The organism is Rikenella sp., from assembly GCF_056799795.1.
Genome location: NZ_JBQIQO010000003.1, coordinates 17,063 through 38,654, shown reverse-complemented (window position 1 = coordinate 38,654; position 21,592 = coordinate 17,063). Strand labels below are relative to the sequence as shown.

19 protein-coding genes, 1 tRNA gene and 1 other RNA gene are annotated in these 21,592 nt (G+C 52.1%); 9 read left to right on the top strand and 12 right to left on the bottom strand.

Features of this window, described 5'->3' with window-relative positions; translation table 11 throughout:
• The first annotated feature begins 392 nt into the window (after positions 1–392).
• The 4 genes from ACTO3O_RS01440 to ACTO3O_RS01425 all read left to right on the top strand — a co-directional run bounded on the left by ACTO3O_RS01440 (position 393) and on the right by ACTO3O_RS01425 (position 2,873).
• Positions 393–1,085, top strand: coding sequence for a GIY-YIG nuclease family protein (locus tag ACTO3O_RS01440; protein WP_297830932.1), 693 nt, complete (start codon positions 393–395; stop codon positions 1,083–1,085).
• A gap of 60 nt (positions 1,086–1,145) precedes the next feature.
• Positions 1,146–2,207 (top strand): MBL fold metallo-hydrolase, encoded by a 1,062-nt coding sequence (locus ACTO3O_RS01435; RefSeq protein WP_297830934.1) that lies wholly within the window; start codon positions 1,146–1,148, stop codon positions 2,205–2,207.
• Positions 2,208–2,466: 259 nt separating this feature from the next.
• Positions 2,467–2,539 (top strand) — tRNA-Gly (locus ACTO3O_RS01430).
• 202 nt (positions 2,540–2,741) lie between these two features.
• Positions 2,742–2,873 (top strand): hypothetical protein, encoded by a 132-nt coding sequence (locus ACTO3O_RS01425; RefSeq protein ID WP_482596372.1) that lies wholly within the window; start codon positions 2,742–2,744, stop codon positions 2,871–2,873.
• A gap of 268 nt (positions 2,874–3,141) precedes the next feature.
• On the opposite strand, the gene ACTO3O_RS01420 is transcribed toward ACTO3O_RS01425, so the two are convergent.
• The 5 genes from ACTO3O_RS01420 to ACTO3O_RS01400 form a co-directional block, all read right to left on the bottom strand.
• The gene (locus tag ACTO3O_RS01420) at positions 3,142–3,993 is read right to left on the bottom strand and encodes an SIR2 family protein (RefSeq protein ID WP_297830936.1); all 852 of its coding nucleotides are present in this window, start codon (positions 3,991–3,993) and stop codon (positions 3,142–3,144) included.
• Between the two features lies 1 nt (position 3,994).
• A complete protein-coding gene (locus ACTO3O_RS01415; protein WP_297830939.1) occupies positions 3,995–5,020 on the bottom strand; it encodes a ParA family protein in 1,026 nt (341 codons plus the stop codon).
• A complete protein-coding gene (locus ACTO3O_RS01410; RefSeq protein WP_297830942.1) occupies positions 5,017–5,502 on the bottom strand; it encodes a TIGR02391 family protein in 486 nt (161 codons plus the stop codon). The genes ACTO3O_RS01415 and ACTO3O_RS01410 overlap by 4 nt, the downstream gene beginning before the upstream one ends.
• 414 nt (positions 5,503–5,916) lie before the next feature.
• Positions 5,917–6,243: a hypothetical protein gene (locus tag ACTO3O_RS01405; protein WP_367270612.1), complete on the bottom strand. Its 327-nt coding sequence runs from the start codon at positions 6,241–6,243 to the stop codon at positions 5,917–5,919.
• Positions 6,244–6,939: 696 nt separating this feature from the next.
• Positions 6,940–7,524: a DUF3109 family protein gene (locus tag ACTO3O_RS01400; protein WP_298080850.1), complete on the bottom strand. Its 585-nt coding sequence runs from the start codon at positions 7,522–7,524 to the stop codon at positions 6,940–6,942.
• Positions 7,525–7,993: 469 nt separating this feature from the next.
• Here ACTO3O_RS01400 and ACTO3O_RS01395 point away from each other — a divergent pair, with 469 nt between their 5' ends.
• From ACTO3O_RS01395 to ssrA, 3 genes are all read left to right on the top strand, one after another.
• A complete protein-coding gene (locus ACTO3O_RS01395; protein ID WP_297830917.1) occupies positions 7,994–9,076 on the top strand; it encodes a leucine-rich repeat domain-containing protein in 1,083 nt (360 codons plus the stop codon).
• A 69-nt stretch (positions 9,077–9,145) separates the two neighbouring features.
• Positions 9,146–9,400 carry a hypothetical protein gene (locus ACTO3O_RS01390; RefSeq protein ID WP_297830915.1) on the top strand — a complete coding sequence of 85 codons (255 nt, stop codon included), beginning with the start codon at positions 9,146–9,148 and terminating at the stop codon, positions 9,398–9,400.
• Positions 9,401–9,587: 187 nt separating this feature from the next.
• Positions 9,588–9,995, top strand: a transfer-messenger RNA (tmRNA) gene (gene ssrA / locus ACTO3O_RS01385).
• A 234-nt stretch (positions 9,996–10,229) separates the two neighbouring features.
• Here the strand turns inward: ssrA and ACTO3O_RS01380 are convergent.
• The 6 genes from ACTO3O_RS01380 to ACTO3O_RS01355 all read right to left on the bottom strand — a co-directional run bounded on the left by ACTO3O_RS01380 (position 10,230) and on the right by ACTO3O_RS01355 (position 17,185).
• Positions 10,230–11,141 (bottom strand): FimB/Mfa2 family fimbrial subunit, encoded by a 912-nt coding sequence (locus ACTO3O_RS01380; RefSeq protein ID WP_297830913.1) that lies wholly within the window; start codon positions 11,139–11,141, stop codon positions 10,230–10,232.
• Complete coding sequence (locus tag ACTO3O_RS01375; RefSeq protein WP_297627051.1) at positions 11,138–12,850, bottom strand: hypothetical protein; 1,713 nt, start codon at positions 12,848–12,850, stop codon at positions 11,138–11,140. The genes ACTO3O_RS01380 and ACTO3O_RS01375 overlap by 4 nt, the downstream gene beginning before the upstream one ends.
• A 48-nt stretch (positions 12,851–12,898) precedes the next feature.
• A complete protein-coding gene (locus ACTO3O_RS01370) occupies positions 12,899–13,465 on the bottom strand; it encodes a DUF3575 domain-containing protein (RefSeq protein WP_294593721.1) in 567 nt (188 codons plus the stop codon).
• 20 nt (positions 13,466–13,485) lie between these two features.
• Entirely contained in the window at positions 13,486–14,970 is a 1,485-nt protein-coding gene (locus ACTO3O_RS01365; protein ID WP_298080846.1) for a DUF4906 domain-containing protein, read from the bottom strand.
• 114 nt (positions 14,971–15,084) lie between these two features.
• Complete coding sequence (locus tag ACTO3O_RS01360) at positions 15,085–16,254, bottom strand: hypothetical protein (RefSeq protein WP_297830909.1); 1,170 nt, start codon at positions 16,252–16,254, stop codon at positions 15,085–15,087.
• A gap of 292 nt (positions 16,255–16,546) precedes the next feature.
• The gene (locus tag ACTO3O_RS01355; RefSeq protein ID WP_297830905.1) at positions 16,547–17,185 is read right to left on the bottom strand and encodes a ferritin family protein; all 639 of its coding nucleotides are present in this window, start codon (positions 17,183–17,185) and stop codon (positions 16,547–16,549) included.
• 251 nt (positions 17,186–17,436) lie between these two features.
• Here ACTO3O_RS01355 and ACTO3O_RS01350 point away from each other — a divergent pair, with 251 nt between their 5' ends.
• A complete protein-coding gene (locus ACTO3O_RS01350; RefSeq protein ID WP_298080842.1) occupies positions 17,437–18,813 on the top strand; it encodes a dipeptidase in 1,377 nt (458 codons plus the stop codon).
• 55 nt (positions 18,814–18,868) lie between these two features.
• A complete protein-coding gene (gene era / locus ACTO3O_RS01345; RefSeq protein WP_297830901.1) occupies positions 18,869–19,777 on the top strand; it encodes a GTPase Era in 909 nt (302 codons plus the stop codon).
• Positions 19,778–21,017: 1,240 nt separating this feature from the next.
• Here era and ACTO3O_RS01340 read toward each other — a convergent pair.
• Positions 21,018–21,560, bottom strand: a complete 543-nt coding sequence (locus tag ACTO3O_RS01340) for a DUF4293 domain-containing protein (protein ID WP_297830899.1) — start codon at positions 21,558–21,560, stop codon at positions 21,018–21,020.
• Between the last annotated feature and the right edge of the window lie 32 nt (positions 21,561–21,592).

Here is a 21,592-nt window from a genome sequence, read left to right as displayed (position 1 = left end):
GCCGCTGGGCGACAAGGCCGAAACCGATGGGTTGTGGTAATGAAAGAGGCGTTGCTTCTGCGGCTCGCAAAGCCGCACGGGACAGACGCACAGCGTCTTTTAATGGCCGCCTCTACCATAATCGCCCCTGCGCGTACCCTTTCCTGTTTATTCCGAGAGGCAACGCAACGGAAAACCGTAACCACGACCGCTCACGTAGCTGGGGTTGATGTTCGAGGTGTAGAAATTCAAATTCCGCCCGCCGATGCTGTTCACGGACGACGACCAATCGTAACCGTAATTTCCCGTCTGATACAGCAGCCCGTCGCCGTGGCTGAGGAAGCCCGGGGCGGGAACCGGCGGATCGGGGCCAAATTGTGCGAATCGCCGTTTTTTCGTATCTTCCGGTCGCTATGCATGTGCCCGATTCCACCTATCCGATTCATATTTACGTCCTTCAGCTCGAAGACGGCTTTTGGTACGTGGGAAAAACGCACCATCCAGACGGACGGTATCGACAACATCTCCACGGAAAGGGGGCCGAATGGACCAAGTTGCACAAGGTCGTCCGGTGCTCGGAGCGGCAGGTCTTCTATGTCGAGACCGAATACGACGAGGATAAGTATGAAAACCGGGTGACGATCGAGTGGATGGAACGCGAAGGGTGGCAGCGGGTGAGGGGAGGAAGCTGGTGCGAAGTCTCGGAAGAGAAGACCCTCCGGAAACTGCATCGTTACGGCTATTTCCGCCAGATCAAAGCCTCGAAGCAGCAGTTCGCGGCACAGGCCTTGGTGCGTTATGTCTTGGAGTTGCGGGATGGAAAATATTTTGTCGGTTATACGCGAGACCTGAAGCGCACGTTGCGAAAACACGAGTACGGAAGGGGAGCCGAGTGGACGAAAAAATACAAACCGGTGGGGCTGGTGCAGGCCGATCCGTTCGAAACGCCTATGGGCAGTGTCCGAAATCGGCGGGATGTCGATCCGCTGGTGATCGAATGTTTCGGGCGGTACGGATACGAAAATGTACGGGGCGGGTCATTCTCGGCGGTGGACGAGGACGACCATCTCGAAGCCTTGATCCGATACGGCGTTGCGCTCGATTGACGGGGAGACGTCTTGGATGCTGAATAAATTGGGAGTGTCGAAGTGAAAATAGTTGTACGAATGGGAGTTGTCTTATTGGGGCTGGTGGCGATTGCGGGGATAGCGGCAGTCGTGTTTCTCAACCGGCCGCAGTTCGGTCGGCTGCCGCGCGGCGAACGGAAGGAACGGATCGAGAGGTCGCCGAATTTCCGGGACGGGGAGTTTCGGAACCGGCAGGCGACGGTGATGATGACGTCGAAGGGGGAATGGTGGAGGACGGTGTGGAAGTTCCTCTTTCGGGAGGATGCGGCGGGGGTGAGGCCGACGAAACCGATGGAGGTGACGAGAACCGATCTGAAAGCGTTGGATGCGAACCAAGAGTTGCTGGTGTGGTTCGGGCATTCGTCCTATCTGGTGCAGACGGCCGGGCGGCGGATACTGGTCGATCCGGTCTTTTGCCGGGCTGCGCCGGTCTCGTTCGTCAACCGTCCGTTTGCGGCTACGGATGCGTATGCGCCGGAGGACATGCCGAGGATCGACTATCTGGTCATTACGCATGACCATTGGGATCATTTGGATTACGAGACGGTGGTGCGACTCCGCGAGCGGGTCGGACGGGTGGTCTGTCCGTTGGGGGTGGGCGAACATTTCGAATATTGGGGGTTCGAACCGAAACGGATCGTCGAACTGGACTGGGACGAGGAGGCGATGACGGAGGAGGGATTCAGGGTGGTTTGTCTGCCAACGCGTCACTTCTCGGGACGCGGCTTGCGGCGGAACCGGACGCTGTGGGCTTCGTTTCTGATCGATTCGCCGACGCAGCGCATCTACATCGGAGGGGATGGCGGATACGACGATCGGTTTGCGGATATCGGACGCCGGTTTCCGGGTATCACGCTGGCGATGCTCGAAAACGGTCAGTACAACGAGGCGTGGCGGTATATTCACACGATGCCGGAGTATTTGGGACGTGCGGCGAGGGAACTGGGGGCGGAACGGATCGTGACGGTGCATCACTCGAAGTATGCGTTGGCGCGGCATGCGTGGGATGAGCCGCTGGAGCATGCGCGGAGGTTGGCGGAGCGGGATTCGTTGCCGGTCGTGATGCCGGGGATTGGAGAGGTGGTGAGGCTGGGCAACTGAATCGAGTGTTGAGGTTTTCGATGCTTGGGGGTATCGGAAAAGGGAAAAATATTTGGCGTAATCGAAAATAGGTGTTATTTTTGCTGCCGGATTCGCAGCGGGGGATCGAGGAGAATATCCATTGGGTAGGCCGGGGAGAAACATATTAGTGCGGAAATAGCTCAGTTGGTAGGACACAACTTTGCCCGAAACGGCGGTTCAGCCGTTTCCGAGAGGGGTTTTCAACCGCGGCAAGGTACGGGGGGCGAAACATATAATTGCGGAAATAGCTCAGTTGGTAGAGCACAACCTTGCCAAGGTTGGGGTCGCGAGTTCGAGTCTCGTTTTCCGCTCACGAAGGCAGTCTGAAATGGCTGCCTTTTTCTTTTGATTGTCAGCCGGTTGCTTCGCTAATGCGAGCGATGCGGCAGGGATTCGCGATTGCACGAATCTTCGCAAACCGATGACAGAATACGGATTTTTGGACCTATGCTTTACAGCATGCTTTACACGTTTTACAGAGAATAGCCTACCGTTCGCATAACAGCGAATCACATGAAAATCAAAATCGTATGTCGACAAGACGCGCTCAACCGACACGGACGTTTCCCATTGTCACTCCGTTTCACGCACCGGCGGCAGATCAAGACCGTCGCGCTGGGTATGACCGTCGTTTCTGTCGAATGATCGAACGTATGGAGTCGGTGGACGAGTACGGACGGCTTCGAAATATCATCGCGTCACTTATTCTTTTTCTTTGTGGAAGCAATTTCATCCGTAGGATCTGCACTTCGAGGAAATCACCTCGTCCATGCTGCGCGATTTCGAACTGTATTTGGAGCGAAAGGGAATCGGAACAACTCAGTATTCCAACAGCCCCTACCAAAATTTTGGTAGGGGCTGTTGGAATTTTAAATCAGCATTATTGCGTATTTCTTGAATAGTATCAATAGATTTACCAATTTCTTGCTGTTGCTATTTCATTTCTTTTATTATCTACTATAGATATTAGTTCTTTAATCGACTCTTTTAGTTCTTTATGCTCTGATTTATCATCATATAGGATGAATTCCAGATTCATTGATTCCGAATACACATCCAATTCTTGTTCTGATGTATATTTTTTTGGTAAAACAAAATAATGTTTATGGCTGACTTTATGTCTGAAAGCATGATTTTCAAGCAATAATTGAATATCAGGATCATTCAAACCTGCCCCAATGAAAACAAATGTTTTAGTTAGAGCTAAGGCTTCTAATATTTCATAAAAAGAACGGTATAGATTTCTCTTTTCTATATAATCTAATTTGGAGAAAATTACCTGATTAGGAGAATCTATACATCCATGAATCTTTAATATAATATAAGCATCATCTCGTAATACATCAACAATGTCTGTATCATAATAGTATTTGGTTATGATAGTTCCTTGTGTTTCACTTGCAGCATATGACTCATAAATTTTATCAAAATTAGGCGTTATAACAATTCTTGAATCTAATAGAAAGATATCTTTATGAATATCAGCCACCTTAAATCCCGGCCGCTGAAATTCATCTCTCAATAAATTAATAAATTTGCCGCTATCCAAAGAATTTTTCAACAATTCACAAGCCATCAAATAATCCCCTCTTTTAATACAATTGGAAATTACTTTTTTATCAGAGGCATTTGCAACTTGCGAAACACCGGCTTTCAAAAACTCAGACCATGTCTTAGGCGATCTTCCGGTCTTGTTTGTTGCATTTTTAGAGACTCCTGCCCCTAAAAATAAAACGCATTGCCTCCGAGCGATATCTGTGATCAAATTAATCGGCCAGCTGATCATAATAATCAATATTACATAAAATCCTTTCGGTTATACTTCCTATGACTGCCTTAAAATCAGAAACCTTTGTAAAATGAGCGCCAACAACTCCATCGGCTTTGGATAGTCTGAAAATAGGTTTGTGAGCAGCTTGTGACAGGGGAACGAGACTATGCAAGGTTGGAATTTCTCCCAAAAGTAAGATGTTTGGATTTGATAATTCTGGATAGAAAGGCGACAGCTTTGTTGTAATGATATTATGAAATTTTCGTATAATGGCATCGTATGCTTTAACTGGTCTTATTGTGTCCTTTTTCTTTTTTGCTGTATACTGTTGATTGACATATCCTAAGAACTGAATACAAAAATTTACATTAATATTATTGATATTATATGGATGTCCTTCTTTATTTTTAAAATCCTCAAGTCCTCGGTTTAAATATTTTTTCCATTCCGCTAAGGATTCCGAAATATTTTCGATAGCTTTTTGACTAAAAATATCGGAAGACATTGGGATAATAAAATAATCACATCCAATCAATACATTTCTATTGATTGCTCCTAATGATGGACCAACATCATAAATAATATAATCATAATCAGAGGATAGCTTGTAAGCTAAATCTTTGAAGATAAATGTTGTTAGTAAACCTCTTTCTTCTCCTGAATTACTGCTCAACCAATCTCCGCTAAAAAAATCCTCCAGAATAGCAAATCGGGGATCTCCAATAATGATGTCTACGTCAAATCCCGTACTATTATAGATTGGAATATTCTCCTTAGGCATGTAGCCCTTACCTCTTTTTAAGTGTTGAACTATATCGTAAATGGTGGAGTATTTTTTAGTAGTGTAAAAGTCTTCAATACATTGTTCCGAGAACATGTATAAAGTTGCATTACATTGGGGGTCTGCATCTATAACTAAGACTCGTTTATGTAAATATAATTTTAAATACGCAGCAACATTGCATAGTAGTGTTGTTTTTCCAACCCCACCCTTGTTGTTAAAGATTGCAAAAGATTTCATCGTATGGTGTTTTTTTGTAAAGATAGTAATTTTACAATCAAGATTGATATATTTAATGATTCTCTGTCGAACTTTCTCAATCTTTCTTCATACGACCGTTTGTACATCCGCTTGATTTTCTCGTCAAGGAAAGAGCGGTCTATTAACGCATAGACCTCCGGTTGCTCCTGTGTGAACTGATCGAGAATCTCCGTCATCTTTTTCGGCAACACGTTGATCCGTCGCCCGAATGTCTCGAAATCAGTCTGGCAAGGGTGTTCCGTTCGCGTATAGCCATCGGAATATTCCGCTTCAGGAATCAATCCGCCTTGTAGGGCGAAATCCTCGTCCGTGACATGAATCGAAGTATTCGTAGCGATTTTAACGATACGTTTGACGCGAACTGTTATTTCACGAAAAGCGGCTTCGACAGCTTCTGCATAATGGGAATCTTCGAATAATTTTCGTGTTGCAGCCGCTATCGTCGGATGAATATCACCCATGAATCGTATCTTGCATTTTTTTGACAGCTTTCCGAAACGTAAATCAAAGTCGCTATTATTTGCCCTAATATGAATGGGTTGATGCCGTTGTTCGGAGCGATTATTATGCGTTGCCCATATTGATTGAATCCCTCATAGTCGCGGATTTTCAAATTAGGCAAGAGTCTGTCCCGCAATCTATCGCGGTACATATCCAGCGCTTGCGGAAAGAACGGAAGCAACTTATAAATACTCTCGTATAAATCCCAATAATTTATTCTATCGCAAGGCGTGCTGCTGTCGATAAGATCGGTTATCGATTTGAGCACACATTGGCATATTTCCAATTATTTTTCAAATACACCCGACAGTTTTATTGTGTAATTCCTATAAATTGCAACCTTTTTACTGATTTTTTCAACTAGTATTACCAAATCATGAGTACGCAATATCCGAGTTTTTCCAATTCCCGTTTTTTCGTTCGTCCCGTTCTAAATTATCCGCGATCTTTTTTTCCCAATGCTCGAAATTGGTCGATGGGAGATGGGAATGCTTGCAATCTTTATAACCGTGCCAAAAACAACCGTTCACGAATACCGCAGTCTTATATTTCGGAAAAACGACATCAGGCGTCTCTTTTAAGCTGTTCGCCGCCAGCGGTGAGTGCAACGAGCTCCGTCGAGTTGCAGCCCGCCGCAGGGGGTGACGGCGAACTGCGCGACCCAAAGGGTCGCAGAAGCTCGGCCCAAAGCACAGCCCCATTCTGTTGATTTCGGTCTGTGCGCTCCGAGGGTAGGACGAACGGCCCAGTGCGCAGACCCGGCGACCCGCCGGGTCGCAAAAGCGACACCCATTCACCGCCTAAAGCTCTCGGGTTCGGCCTGTCCGCCCATCCCCCCGAAGCCGCTACGCGGCTTGAGCGACAATCGCGGTCCAAAGCACAGCCAACAGTTCAGCCCAACCCACCACCCAAAGCAGAACCCAGTTCTCCGCCCGTATCAGCCTCACTGCGGCTCCGCTGTCGCTCCGCCGGTACCGCTCGGCACCCGAAAGATAGGCGTATCTACTCCTAAACGTCGCCCGCTGGGATTTCATCTCGATTTTGCTGTCGCAAAATGAGCGAAATCCCTCTTTACGCGGGCGGGCGCGCCCACAGGGCGTTTTAATGCCAGCCTCTACCCCAATTCTCTGTTCGCGCGCCTGGGGAAATCTTGTCAAAACGTGCCAGCACATTTTGACGATTTCCCTCTTTAGGCGAGGCGCGCATCTGACCATTGCCCCGGCTAGAACTACCCTACGCGGGCGGCGGTCGGCTAGTAAGGCATAGACAACCCTAACAAAATCCCAACGGGCGCACGGACAGGACGGAGCGATACTATGTATCGCTTAACCAGTTCTATCCAACCCTTTGTACACGCACCGGATAAACGAAACTACCGCCTCCCGAAAGTCCCCCCGTCATATTTCCCCCATCTTGCGGAGTTCCGCTTCGCACGCCTCCATTTCACGGAAAAACGCCTCGCCGAAACGACGGACGATCGGCTCCCGCAGCGTCCTATAGAGCGGTTCCCCCCGCTCCGCCCCCAGCACCTCCGCCGCCCGGCAGACCTCCCACCGGTGATACTGCAACCCCGTCATCCCGTTCGAGAGCCTCACCAGCCGAATCGGATAGAGATGACACGAAATCGGTTTTCGGAACGGCGTGCGGCCCTCCCGCCACGCCTTTTCGATCGCACACCACGTCACCCCATTCTCCCGGATCGCATAGACACACTCCGCCCCGGCCGCGACCAGCGGCGTCGTGAGGTCCCCCTCTTCGTCCGTCACCGCCACCCCCAGCCGCTGCACCACCCCAATCCCCTCCTGCGTCATGTACGGCGCATAGTGCTCCCACTCGTTTTCCAACTCCGCCACCTCCTCCGCATCGAGCGGCGCCCCCGCATTGCCCTCCACACAGCACTCCCCCCGACACGCCCCCAGGTCGCAGCAGAAACGAGCCGTAAAGAGCTCCAAACTAATGATTTTATCGTCTATCTGTATCATTTCAAGTCCTTTCCCGTGATGTATGCGACAAAGATAGGGTTTCTTGCCCGAACCGCCCCCCGTCCGACAAACATACGATGAACATAGTTTCGGTTCAATAGCGGAATTTCGGAAAGTTTGGCCGAAATTTGCCGGTGCAATACCCCAAAAGAGTGTTCGCTACGAAACATTTTCTATCTTTGTCGGTGTCAGGAGCATGGCTTCCGGCAGACATATTGATGAAAGTGTTTAGCTTTTGTCCTTGATAGGAAATCTGGTAAATTTCAAAGTCACAAGGATAGCAATAACACTCGTCACTTGTATACGTATGCCTCGTTCTGAGCGTGCTTTATACAGGTGTGGGGTATTGTTTATTTGTGACTTGGGCTTACCAGAGCCTCCTATCGGATAAACTAACGACTCCACACTTTCTTTTTTCTACACACCCTGTCTTTCTCGGAGTCGGAGGGGCGACAAAATTTTTATGCTGATGAAAAAGCATCTTTTCGTTTTCTTAACGGCCTTGGCGGCTGTTATGGTTTCGTCCTGCAAAAAGGACAACGACGAACTCGACAATCCCAACGGCCCGTGGAGCGTCGAACTAACGGCAGAATGTAAAAGTTCCTATGGCCCCGAGTTTGAGATCGAGCTTGCCGGTACGGGAACTGTTACGATTGACTGGGGGGATGGGACGGTGTTGGAAAATTTCCAAATGCCTGAGTTAAAAGAAGAATATGACGAAGAGGACGGAGAGTGGTATGAGGGGGCGGAATATACCCACCGATACGACAAAGTCGGTACTTATTTGGTAAAAGTAACCGGTCAGGACGGAGCCATTACGTTATTGGGGGCAAATAATGGTGATTTGTCTTCTCTTGTATTGAACCATTGCAGCCGGTTGCAATATTTGTATTGCTACTATAATCTATTGCCCTCACTGGATGTCAGCGGGTGTACGCAGTTGAAAGTGTTGAATTGCGAGGTTAATTTATTGACTTCGTTGGATGTTAGCAAGAATACGCAGTTGAAACAATTACATTGCCGCACCAATCAACTGACCTCGCTGGATATCAGCAAGAATACGCAGTTGAAATATTTGGAGTGCGATGACAATGAACTGACCCTGCTGGATGTCAGCAAAAATACCCAGTTGGAATGGTTGGATTGCAGGGATAATGAACTGACCGCACTGGATGTTAGCAAGAATACCCAGTTGGAAAGGTTGTATTGCCACTGGAATAAACTGACCTCGTTAGATATCAGCAAGAATACGCAGTTAAAAATATTGGAGTGCCACGAAAATCAACTTGCCTTGCTGGATGTTAGCAAGAATACGCAGTTAAAAAGATTGGAGTGCCACGAAAATCAACTTGCCTTGCTGGATGTTAGCAACAATACGCAGTTGAAAGGGTTGAGTTGCTACGACAATCGCCTTTCTGTTGCAGCCATGAACAAAATCTACAACGATCTGCCGGTGGTAGGCCAAGGAGAAGGGTACCTTGAAGTAGATAAAGCCACCGCCGGAGACTACCAGATCGCGGAAGAGAAAGGGTGGTGGGTCGTTTTGCGATAACAAAGTTGTTAATGTAGAATAATTACACTCCCTTCTCAGCTATGGGGAGGAAAACAAAATTCAAATAACATGGAAAAATACAGACGCGTTGAATACTACGTTAATCCACATCACGATGCTGGATTTGGTGATGTCGAAGATTTTGAAAAACAAACAGCTATCGCAGTGGGGATATTTCATCAATTTGCAGCAAACTATGACATATACAATGGGGTACTTATTCGCTGTACCGATGCCATTGTCGAAGATGAAAAAACAGGAAAAGTCACACATTTAAATAGCAGGCAAATCTGTCGATTCTTACAGACAGATTGTGATCGTTAAGGCTCACGATTGATATTTTTACAAATTTGCATTATATCCCCGTTGCGTCTCGGCGCGCGGGGTTTTTCTTTTCTGTCCCGCCACCCAGCTCCTCGGGCCCCCCCTTGCACCGGCGGCACATTTTTCATACCTTTGTATCCGTTCGGCGCACAATTTGCCATACCTGTGCACCGTTCTATCATTGCTTGGGGCTGACCGGTTTTGACAGCGGGTTAAGAGTCTCGGGGCAAGCATGCCGAGGGTTGTAAGGGACCTCGTTAAACGGAACTTTCAAACTACAAATGGCAATAACAGCTATGCACTCGCTGCGTAATCTCACCAAGTGACATTACCTTAATCCGCCCGGCCAAGGAGTCGGGCCGACGAGTACCCGCCGGAAAGGGACCGCTTTCAGCCCGTTTCGGCAATGGGTATCAATCAATTGAGAGATAGCCCCTTGACAGTCCGGTTCCTGGGGCGAACTTTAACGGACTACGGATCGGGTTCGGACGTCTTCCTCCTGGCCCCCTTCCCGACAACGAAGCGAAGACTAAGCATGTAGAACACTTCGGGGTTCCTCGTTTGGACGAGGGTTCGATTCCCTCCAGCTCCACGAATCGAACTGATTTTCAATCAGTTTACCTACAGACCGATATTGGGACAAACGTCCGATATCGGTCTTTTTGCATTTGCCCCCGCCGAATATCCCGGACTGGCGAACTCCCCGATTTCATATCCCCCAGGCCGAGAGCAAAACTCCTGTAACCCACCGAAACACCACAAAAAAGGCGTTCCCTCCGAAGAGAGAACGCCCGAAAATTCGATCGGCTCCAGCCCACCCAACTAATTATCAACCCCCTACCCCTGCATTCTGCACGATCACCGTATTCCAATCCTGAATCGAGATGAAGATCTTATCGATCGCAATTTCGATAAAGACCGGCAAGACCACCTCCTCCGGACTCTCCGGATCGACCCCGCACTCGGTCGGAATCACCGGCACCCGGGCGATCCGCACCCCCTCTTTAAACAACACCAGCGTCACGCCGTCCCCATCCCCGAAACGATTCATTTGGAACTCCGCCGTTCTGCGATAATTAGCCAAGTCCGTCGTCAACTCAGGCGTAAAGCAACAGCCGTTCTCCCCCCCTCCATGCATCGTCCCCGCCCCGTCTATCGTCCCCGGCACCCCCTCCAGACAAGCCGCATACTCCTCCACCAGCGCCGGATTATCCTCATCCGACTGCAATGTAAGCTGCACCTGATAATACCTCGGCACCAGCGCCGGGCAAGCGCACACCGGCTTCCCCCTCCTCACCGTATGCGTCGTCACGCTGTGATACACCGCATCCGACCCGACATACTCCCGATTCGGGTCGAGCGTCACCGCCAACTCCTCCCACGTCGAGACCCCCGGCTTGAGTTCCGCCAACTGCGCCTGCTCCAGATTGGCATAGCACACCACCCGATATTCCCCCTCCGGCACCCCCGCCAGCAACGTATCCACCCTTTTCCCCGTCTCCCCGTCCCTTCCCGTCGCCTTAGCCGCCACCCCGTCTTCGAGTTCCAGAATATTCTGAAACACCCCCTGCGGATCATAGACCATCGCATGCAGCGTCCGAACCCTGTCGTTATCCGGAAACTCCAGCAGCAACGTCGGTTTCATATTGATCTCGACGTCCAGTTTTTCGGTCAGCGTACAACCGCTCATCCCCGCCATTCCCGCCGCCACAGTTGCCGCTAAAATTAATATCTTCCTCATTCTTTCTCCTGTTTATGCAGATACGGTGACATTTCCGGGTCGAGATTGGCCCGATATTCCAGCAAGTCGTCCAGTTCGCACGCCTTCCGGAAGCACTGTTCTCCCAGTTTCCACTCGCCCAGCCGCGAGCAAACGATCGCCCTCAGATATTCCACCTGCGCCGACGACGGCAGTTCGAAGAGAATCTCCCTCGCCGCCCCATTGAACCCCCTCGACAAGAGCGCGACCGCCGTATTCTGGTCCCGATACGGCATCAGCAACGTCGAAGCCTCCTCGTAATGACGCGTGCGCAACAGCTCGACCGCCCGCTGGTACACCGTATCGACCACCGTGGTATGGATCGTGTCCTTGAGCATCCCCACCCTCCGGAGGTTGTATTTGAAGTCCACGACCCTGAGCCTCGGATAGATCACATCCCGAATGTAGCGATAATCCTTTCCGTACTGCTTCCTGATCGCCGCCTCGCGTTCATCCGGATCCGCGATTTGTTTCGCCAGCCTCAATATCTCGTCCCGATGCTCGATTTGGTCGTCACGCACCACCTCCCGCTTGAAGTCCGTCCAGTTTTCACCCTCCCAACGCACCGTGAGGAGCGTATCGAGTTCCGGGAAATCGAACTCCTGCTTCAGATACCTGCTCAAAGCGTAGGCCCGCTCCCTCGCCAACCGGTTATTGTGCCTAAAGCTCCCCTCCGGCGACGAAGCCGCCGTCAGGACGATACTGTCCACATAGAACTCATGCTGGTACAAGAGCGTGTGCATCAAGTCCCGAATCTGCCCCAGATTCTGAGCATTGTTCCCCAGCGAGTCCATGATTTTGGTATTATTGACCTTGAACGTCAAGTAATTCCGGTCGTTCACGACCGCAAACTTCTCGACGATCCGGGTCATATACCTCGTAATCGGCAGCACGAACGTCAGCATCGAACTGATATTGAACTGCAACGTATCGTTCGGCGGCACATCGTACGAACTACCGTCCAGCGCATTCACCCGCCCGTTGAGCGAGATATAGAGCCGTTTGTCATCCTCCTCGACCTTGACATCCTGCGTATAGAAGTACGTGATCTTCTCCTTCCCGTTCAGGATCGAGTCGAACCGGCTGCGATCCAGATACGGGAACTGCACGAAACGGTGAAACGCCTCCTTGAGCCGGCTCGTATCCTCCGCCGACAGATTCCCCTTCCTCCTACGCACCAACTTGCTCTGAAACTTCGAATACCGCCAGTAATTCCGTTCCTGCAACTTACTGAAGAGTCCCCCCCTCACCTGCAACGGTTCGAGTTCGACATTCCGCCCCTTTCGGTGCATAATCGGCGTAATGGTAAAACTCTGCACATTTCCCTGCAACTCCCTGGGCATGGTAATGAGGAAGTCGATCTGGATTTTACCGTCCCGTTCGGCCAGCATCCTGGTCTTCGCAATCACACTGACCTCCCTCGACCTGAGCAAGGCCACCGCCTCCCCGTCGTCCTCGATCACCATCGACCTGCGATTCGCCACAAAGAGCGACCCACTGTCCCCCTTCATTTCATAAATGGTCGTATCCTGCTGTTCATCCGCCTTCATCCGTTCCCTCATCTGCCTGGGCGTATGGGCCACCACACTGGTATACTGATGCCGTTCCAATCGGCTCGTCACGGCACAACCGTTGAAGAGGAGCGTCGTCAGCCAGCAGGCCGCAAAAAGGAGCAGAAAAGTACGCTTCATAAGCGAGTTCTATCCGAAAAGTAGTGATAAAAGAGATTCGACAAATCGTTAAAACAGGTACACAAAACTGACATCCGCCTTCGTCGGCGCCACCGTAATCCGTTTTGAGTGGTAGATGTACTCATCCTGCGTATAATCCGTATACCTCGGCCTTTTGGTATCCTGCATGTAGAGAATCCCCGCCCCGATCTCGACCCCGATCGTAAATCGTTTGGATATCAGCCAGCAATGCCCCCACGAGAATCCCGGCCCGACCAGAAACCCTTTTCTGGTATTGTATTTATCCCCGAGATCATACCACGCCCCGCTGAGATGCACCCCCCAGAACGAACCGGCATTGGGTTCGAACCTCCAGAACCTGAATCCCGGCTGCACCCCGACCCCCATGAGCGAGAGTTTATTCATTTTGATCGGATTGGCATACAGTCCGATATCGAGCGAAGATTTCTGTCCGACCGCGATATCGCATCCGATATTGATCGTGCCCGAGAGCAACAGCAGCCCATTTCCCCTAATCGAGTAGAACTGCGCATGCGCCTTGTTTCCGGTCGCCGCCATCCCGACCAGCAGCACCGCCACAGCAAAAATAGCCCGTATGATTTTTTTGCATTCCACAGCCGCTAATATGAAAAGTATTACGGTGTCACCCTGATATCATGAGTATGAAACGTCGTGGTTCCATAACGTGTCGTCATTTTGAGCAAGAGAGTCACACTCTGCCCCCCGTCACCCAACGCCGTCTGAGTATACTTCACCTTGCACTTCACCTTTCTCGTTCCCGGTTGGTTATCCGTCCGCAACATGACATACGTGAAACCACCATGTTCCGACACATTCGACAATTCATCTCCCACTGTCCCATCATCCTCCAGCTCGAATACATGGAATTGCGACACCCCGGTAGCCCCCGTCGCCGAACAGATCAACTTCACCTCATCGTTAAAATAGTTTGAGCACGTCAATTCCAGCTCAGCATCCACCTCATTCCCCAGCTTAAGATTTTTTTCGAACTTTTTTGTCACATCGATTTTCAGCGACGAGACCCGAATGTCGCTTAAGTCCGGCCCCCCTAACTGCAAATGCATCCGGTAATACGCATTTCCCTTGACATCAAAATTCCCTCCCTCCATATCGTTCCCGAAATAGATTGAAAATCCGTATTGACTACCTTCGTATTTCGCATCCATATAAAGATACGAAGCATACTGCGGAGCATAAAACCCATTCCGATCCTCCTGCGAATCAATCCCATCCACATCCCCCTGCATATTTTCCGGCAGATAAAAAGTCACCGGATCATTCATATTCCCCTCATTCGGCGTATCCATAAGAGGCAAGACATAGGGATTGAAATCCCCCATTGCAGTCGGTTTATTCCCCTTTTTTCCAAACAGCCCGAAACTGAGCGGGATATACTGCGTCGCAATGGAATTGATTTCCATTTTCCCCACCGCATCGCCCACCAGTTCATACGAGAATTCCACCTTAGCCAACCTTCTCACCAGATTGATCGTAATGGTCGGCAACCCACCTTCATCCCCACGCCGCACCTCCATCGTTTCGTCACAATAAGGATTATCCGTATTCCCCGACGGAGAAACCGAACTCATCAGCAGATTATCCGCCCGCGACAAATTATCCTCCCGATCATCTCCATCCAATCTTATCACCAACGTTTTGATATCGTTCTCCGTCATCGAGCAAAGTGCATCGCTGACCGTCGTCGGAGGCGTCTCCGGATCGTGTCCAGTCTCCGGACACAAGCTTTTCCCCGCATTAGCCACCGCATACATCCGATATTTTCCCAGCCGGATATTGGTCAATTTGACATGCTTCGCGACATCGACCGCCGAGAAATAGTAGTGTCTCACCTCCGGCCCCGTGGGCGACGGATATGATTTATGGACAAAGAAGAGATTGAGGTCATTCACCTGCCGTTCCTGCTCTTCGCGCGTCGCAGCACGTGTTTCGAGCTCATTACACCGCAGGATGAGCATCGCATCGACCAACTCAGAGTCCTTTCCCGCGTTCCCGTCCAGGGTATGCCTCCGGCAACCGCCCGCCAGCAGTACCACAGAAAGCATTCCCGTCCATAATATGAAACGACTGATATAACTCATGATTCTATCCACCGTTACCGCACCGCACGAGCGCCGCCGGAAAAATCTCCCCTGGCGGCACCCCGCGATGTGCAATCCGTGAAAAACGTAGAAAGAAAACCCTCTCGCAAAAGGTTAATTTCTATTCCCGATCTCTACATTTTGGGTCTTAAGAGGTTCCCACTCTTCGACCTTGATTTCCGCCACCACCTCATTCGAACTCAACCCATTGATCGCGACATCCACCAGATAAGATCCGTTCCGCACGAAGAGCCCGAAATTCGCATCCTTCGTATTATCGATACTCCCCGCCTCACCAGCCAGCGGAATTTCATACGTAATCGTGCTTTTATCCTCCTTGGTCTCCCAATTCCCATCAAAATCGAATTCTGCCGTCAAGAACAGAATCGGTTTGTATTCCGTCTTGGCAACCGCCGTCCCCGCAATCCCGTTCTCATAGATATAGAACAGATTCCGAAACAACGTAAAAGTTCCCGTTTCACTTGCTTTCACCGAATCCGGCACCTGCTTCAACGCATCATTTCTCAACGCGATCGACGAAATTGCCTTCGGTTTCATCAAGAATGTCTGCTGTGCCAAACTATCTATCTCCGCATTTATAATTCTGAAACCCGTCCCCGGATATTTCTTGATAAAATCCGACGTAATCGATGATTTGATCATCACCTTGGCCACCGTCCGTTTGAGCGGCACCGTCACCCGTGTCGGCACATTGTCAATCTTAGCCGGCGTAGTCGCTGACTCCTTGCCACTCATCGCAAATCCCTTATTATTCTGCTGATAATTTCTCTTCGCCTCTTTAGAAATCACCGAAAAACTCCCATTATACTCTACCAAATTACCGAAACGACTCACCGATCCGCTGATCATCCCCTCCTGATAATTCGTTCCTTCCAAAACACTTCGTGCCACCCCCTGCTTATTTGCCGCATAACTTGCCATTTCCGCCGTAAAATCGCAGTTAGCTATGGCATAAAAATCATACGACGTATTCTCCTTCACATTCGGAATCGCAAACACCGCCTTCCCCTTCTTCACCTCATATTCAGTAAACTGCCGCTGATAAGCACACACATCCTGCCCCGATTCATACACGAACATCGCCACATTATACACATCTTTCTCCCAATTTTCGGCTTTATTGTCGCCGAACGCCTTGGTCGCCGGTTCCCCCAGCATCACCTCCACGGTACTGGTAACTAAGACGGGATTTACTGTCTCCTGCTTCTTGCAGGAGACAGCCACTGCAGTGGCTGCGAGCACCGCACAGATTGATCCTTTCATGATTAAACTGCCAAAAATGTTAGAATTATCGTTTCAATTTCGTTCCTTCAAATCGCGCCCCAGCACACCGAGACGCGATCCGTTACAAGGTGCAAATGTAATGCTTTTTAACAATTAGCGACACATATTCGGAGTAAATTGCAGCAATCTTGTCGTATTCCTGCCCCCGACTCCCTCGCCCCCGCCCCGTAAAAAAGAGAGAGGACGACCCGCAGATCATCCTCTGACACAACGTTTTAACTCCCTCTTCAGTTCAATCCCCCCCGACAAAATCCCTCCGACAAAAACCCGCCTACTGAAAGAGAAAAAACAGACTCGCCGGCGTCAGACACAAGGCGCAATTCTCCTCCAGACTCGTCGTATAGTACAAATTCCCGCACTCCGGACACACCGACCACGAATTGATCACATTCACATCCGACCCGTCCCGCCCCAGCTTCACCAACGCCCTCTGACAATAAATGACATGCCGTTCCGCCACCGTCCCCATCCACTCCAGGAGCCTCGCCGCATCCGCCGCCCGTTCCCTCCGCGCCGCCTCCGCAAAAGCCGGCAACAGCGTCTTCGCCATCGAATCCTTGACCCTCACCGTCGCCGCCAGATTCTCCAGCGTTCGCCCCCTCGTCAGCGCCGAATCCCGCAGCCCGACCAGCGTATCGCCATACTCCTCCAGGATTTCGAAATTCTTCTCCGTATGCACCCGTTCCGAGCACGCCAACGCCTCGAACAGATTGGCAATATTGTGCAGCCCCTCCTCCTCCGCCTGCGCCGAGAATTCGGCATACCTCCTCGCCGCATAGCCCTCGTCAGCCGATATATTTTTCAGATTTTCGATCGTCTCGACCGGCCGCGAACCGCAACCGCCGCACAACAAGACCCCACCCAGCAATCCGCCCCACACACCCGCACCCAGGAAATACCGTCGTATCATCTTTCGATTTCGTTTACCCCGCCGCCCGAAACGGAAAGCGAACGGCAGAAAAAAAAACACCCCCCTCACCTTTCGGCCCCCTCCCGATCGAGCGGCCCCGAAACCCGGCTGTCAATAAATAATGTCACAAACATAGTATATTTTCGTATAACGGCCAAAGAAAAATCAATCTTTTTGGACTTTTGGTTATTCTTATGTTTTTTTACTATTTTTGGGGTCAATCATTAAAAAATTTTCAAGAACCGAATCCCATGAAAGCCGCCCTCGACTACGCCGACCGGAACCAGCCCCGTTTTCTCAAAGAACTCTTTGATTATCTGCGCATTCCCTCCATCAGTTCCTCCCCCGACCACCGCCCCGACATGGAACGCTGCGCCGAATGGCTGCGCGACGCCCTACTGAAATCCGGCGCCGACCGCGCCGAAATCCACCCCACCCCCGGCCATCCGATCGTCTACGGCGAAAAACGGCTCTCCGACACCGCCCCGACCGTCCTCGTCTACGGCCACTACGACGTCATGCCCGTCGACCCCCTCGACGAGTGGCACACCTCCCCCTTCGAACCGGTGATCCGCGACGGCAAAATCTGGTGTCGCGGCGCCGACGACGACAAAGGCCAAGGCTTCATGCACCTCAAAGCCTTCGAATCGATGCACGCCACCGGCACCCTTCCGTGCAACGTCAAATTCATGTTCGAAGGCGAAGAAGAGATCGGCTCCGCCTCGCTGACCGCCTGGTGCGCCGCCCACAAAGAGCTGCTCCGCGCCGACGTCATATTGGTATCCGACACCTCCCTGCTGGGCCCCGACACCCCCTCCATCACCTGCGGGCTGCGCGGCCTGACCTACATCGAAGTCGAAGCCTCCGGCCCCAACCGCGACCTTCACTCCGGTCTTTACGGCGGCACCGTCGTCAACCCCGCCAACGCCCTCTGCAAACTGCTCGGCACCCTGACCGACGACTCCACCGGTCGGATCACCGTTCCCGGCCTCTACGACGACCTCCGGGAGTTCAGCCCCGCCGAGCGGGCCGAGATCAACGCCGCCCCCTTCGACGACCGCCGGTTCGCCGCCTCCATCGGCCTCGACACCCCACGCGGCGAGAACGGCTACACCACCCTCGAACGGCGCGGCATCCGTCCCTCGCTGGACATCTGCGGCCTCTGGAGCGGCTACACCGGCCCCGGCGCCAAGACCATCATCCCCGCCACCGCCCACGCCAAAGTCTCCATGCGCCTCGCCGCCGGACAAGACCCCGAACGGGCCGCCGAACAGTTGATCGCCCACCTCGAACAGCTCGCCCCTCAGTACGGCATCCGCGTGAAGTGCACCCCGCTGCACGGCGGCTATCCCTACGCCGCCTCCACCGACTCCGCCGCCTACCGCGCCGCCGCGAAAGCGATGGAAACCACCTTCGGCAAACGCCCCGTCCCCTTCTACAGCGGCGGCAGCATTCCCATTATCAGCACCTTCCAACGCGTTCTGGGCATCCAGTCCATCCTGATGGGCTTCGGCCTCGACACCGACGCCATCCACTCCCCGAACGAGAACTTCCCGCTGGAAAACTTCCGCCGCGGGATCGCCACCCTGCCCCTCTTCTACCGCCACTTCGCCGAGAGCCACCGATAAACACACCGAGAGGCACACTATTTGCATGCACCCCCGACAAAAAACGCAGCCCCGTATGGATACCCCGAACACCCCTCATAAAGCCGGTTTCGTAAACATCATCGGCAACCCGAACGTCGGCAAATCGACCCTGATGAACCGCCTGGTCGGCGAGCGCCTTTCGATCATCACCTCGAAAGCGCAGACCACCCGCCATCGGATCCTGGGGATCGTCAGCGGGCCCGACTTCCAGATCGTCTACTCCGACACCCCCGGCGTACTGAAACCGAAGTACAAGCTTCAGGAATCGATGCTGGAGTTTTCGCGGAGCGCCCTGAGCGACGCCGACGTGCTGGTCTACGTGACCGACACCGTCGAACAGCCCGACAAGAACAACGACTTCCTGACCCGCGTACAGTCCATGGCCGCCGACGGCACCCCCGTTCTGGTGGTGATCAACAAGATCGACCTGACCACCCCGGAAAAACTGGAAGAACTGGTCTCCTGGTGGCACACCGCGATCCCGACCGCCGAGATCATTCCGGTCTCCGCCCAGGAGGGCTTCAACGTCGAACCGGTCATCAAACGGATCGTCTCCCTGCTGCCCGAAGGGCCCGCCTACTATCCGAAAGATACGCTGACCGACAAGAGCCTTCGCTTTTTCGCGAGCGAGATCATTCGGGAGAAGATCCTGACCCACTACGACAAAGAGCTACCCTACTCGGTCGAAGTGGCGATCGAATCCTACGAAGAGTCCCCGACGCTGGATCGGATCGGGGCCGTGATCTACGTCTCTCGGCAGTCCCAGAAAGGGATCATCATCGGCCACCGGGGAACGAAGCTGAAACAGGTCGGCACCGAAGCGCGGAAAGATTTAGAGGCATTTTTGGGGAAGAAAGTGTTTTTAGAGATTTTCGTAAAGGTAGCCGAAGAGTGGCGCAACAACGACCGGGCATTACGCCAGTTCGGTTACAACAACGACTGACGCCCGCCCGGCGGGAGAGAAGAGACCTCCCATCTCAGCCCCAGGGCCCGCGAGGAGACGACCATCCCGCGGGCCCTTTTCGTATCCCCCTCTCTCCGCCCCGGGCTACCGCAACCGAGCATCGGGCACCCCCAACGAGACGGGATATTTCGGCTACAGTCAATCTCTTTCTCTTTCCCGATATAGCGATTATTATGCAGGTATAAGTTTGACATTCAGTTCCAACACACTCACCCCGCATAATATCCTCAGCCATGCCTACGGTCTTCAGTTGCGTTGCCTCTCGGAATAAACGCCGCGGGCCCGCGGGGGGCAAAGGGCCGGGTCTACCCTAAAAATAAGGGCAGCCTCTACCCTAACTTGAATCCGAGGCGGCCCGCCCCGGGCTACCGCGAAAGGGCGAACGGCCACCCAATCTATACCGGCAGCGGTGGCTTCAGCTGGGCAGCAACAGCTCTGAAAAGCAATGGAGGATGTTTGCATTTTAGCATGAGCGATCTCGGAGCCGAGGTTACAGACTTACGCGCTTACGGTTTTCAGTTACGTTGCCTCTCGGAATAAACGGGAGTAGAGGCGGCCAGTAAAACGCACGGTGGACCCGCCCCGGGCAGCCGCGGTCGCGGCGAAGGCACATCGTGGAACCCCGGCAACGCCGGTTACGTCTGGTCTTCCACGGTCAGCAACACAAACGGCCTCCACTTACATTATAATATGAAATGGTTTGGCGCCAGCTACGGGATCGAACGCGCCTACGGTTTTCAGCTGCGTTGCCTCTCGGAATAAACAGGAACGAGAGGCACTCGAAAGCAGACTGGAACTACCCCAACAACCGGCAGCCGCTACCCTACTTTTTTTACCTTGGTGGGGCGAACGCCGGGGAGGTCGCAATTTTCGACGCGGAGCGGCGTGTTGCGGGCCTACCGGAGGCAGGCGTCCGGCTCGCGCGACTCTGCGAGTCGCAAGAACAAAGCCCATTCACCACCCCAAGGCTGTCATATTCGGCCTGTCGCCCACTCCCCCGAGCGGCTTCGCCGCTGGGCGACAAGGCCGGCGGTTCGAAGAACCGCAAGAGCACAGCCCCATAATCAGCCCGTCGCGGCGCGAAAACCGAAAGCCCGAAGAACAAATTTTCACACACATCACAACCCCCTCCCAGTACCAATAAAAATTGTGCTCGTCGAAGCCCCAAGCCTCGACGAGCACAAAACATATACCTATATATAATAGTATCCCTCCCGAATCACCGAATCCGATCCAGCGATTTAACCAGCGCAATATCCTTCGTAATCCCCCGGAACGCCAAATAGACGAAGATCAACGCCACGATCGGCAAGAGATCCGCCAGTGAATAACGAATAGCAAACATTCCTCCCATCGCCTCCAACCCCTCCTTGAGTTTGTAGATGTAAAGCGCCACAAAGCCCTCGATCCCGAGCAGCAATACCGCCTGCACAAAACACAACCTGACCTGCACCCCCCGTTTCCGAAACAGAAAGATCGTCACCAAAGCGACCCCCATCGTAAGCGCGACCAAAATTCCCATATACACCGTCGCCACCACCCGTTGTCCATTCTGCGACACCCCCCAAAGGCCGAAGACGATTTCCTGTTCCACCCCCTCCGGCACCGTCACCCTCGTAATCGTCCCCTCCTCATCCACCATCTGCGTCGTCCCCGCCGGCAGCGCCGATCCCACGGTCACCGTCGCGAAATCCATGAAAAACATCACCCCCATCAACCCCGCCACAATTAACAGATAGAGCGTCTGAATACGTTGCCACATAATCGTTTCGAAAAAAGATGAATATCAGCGAC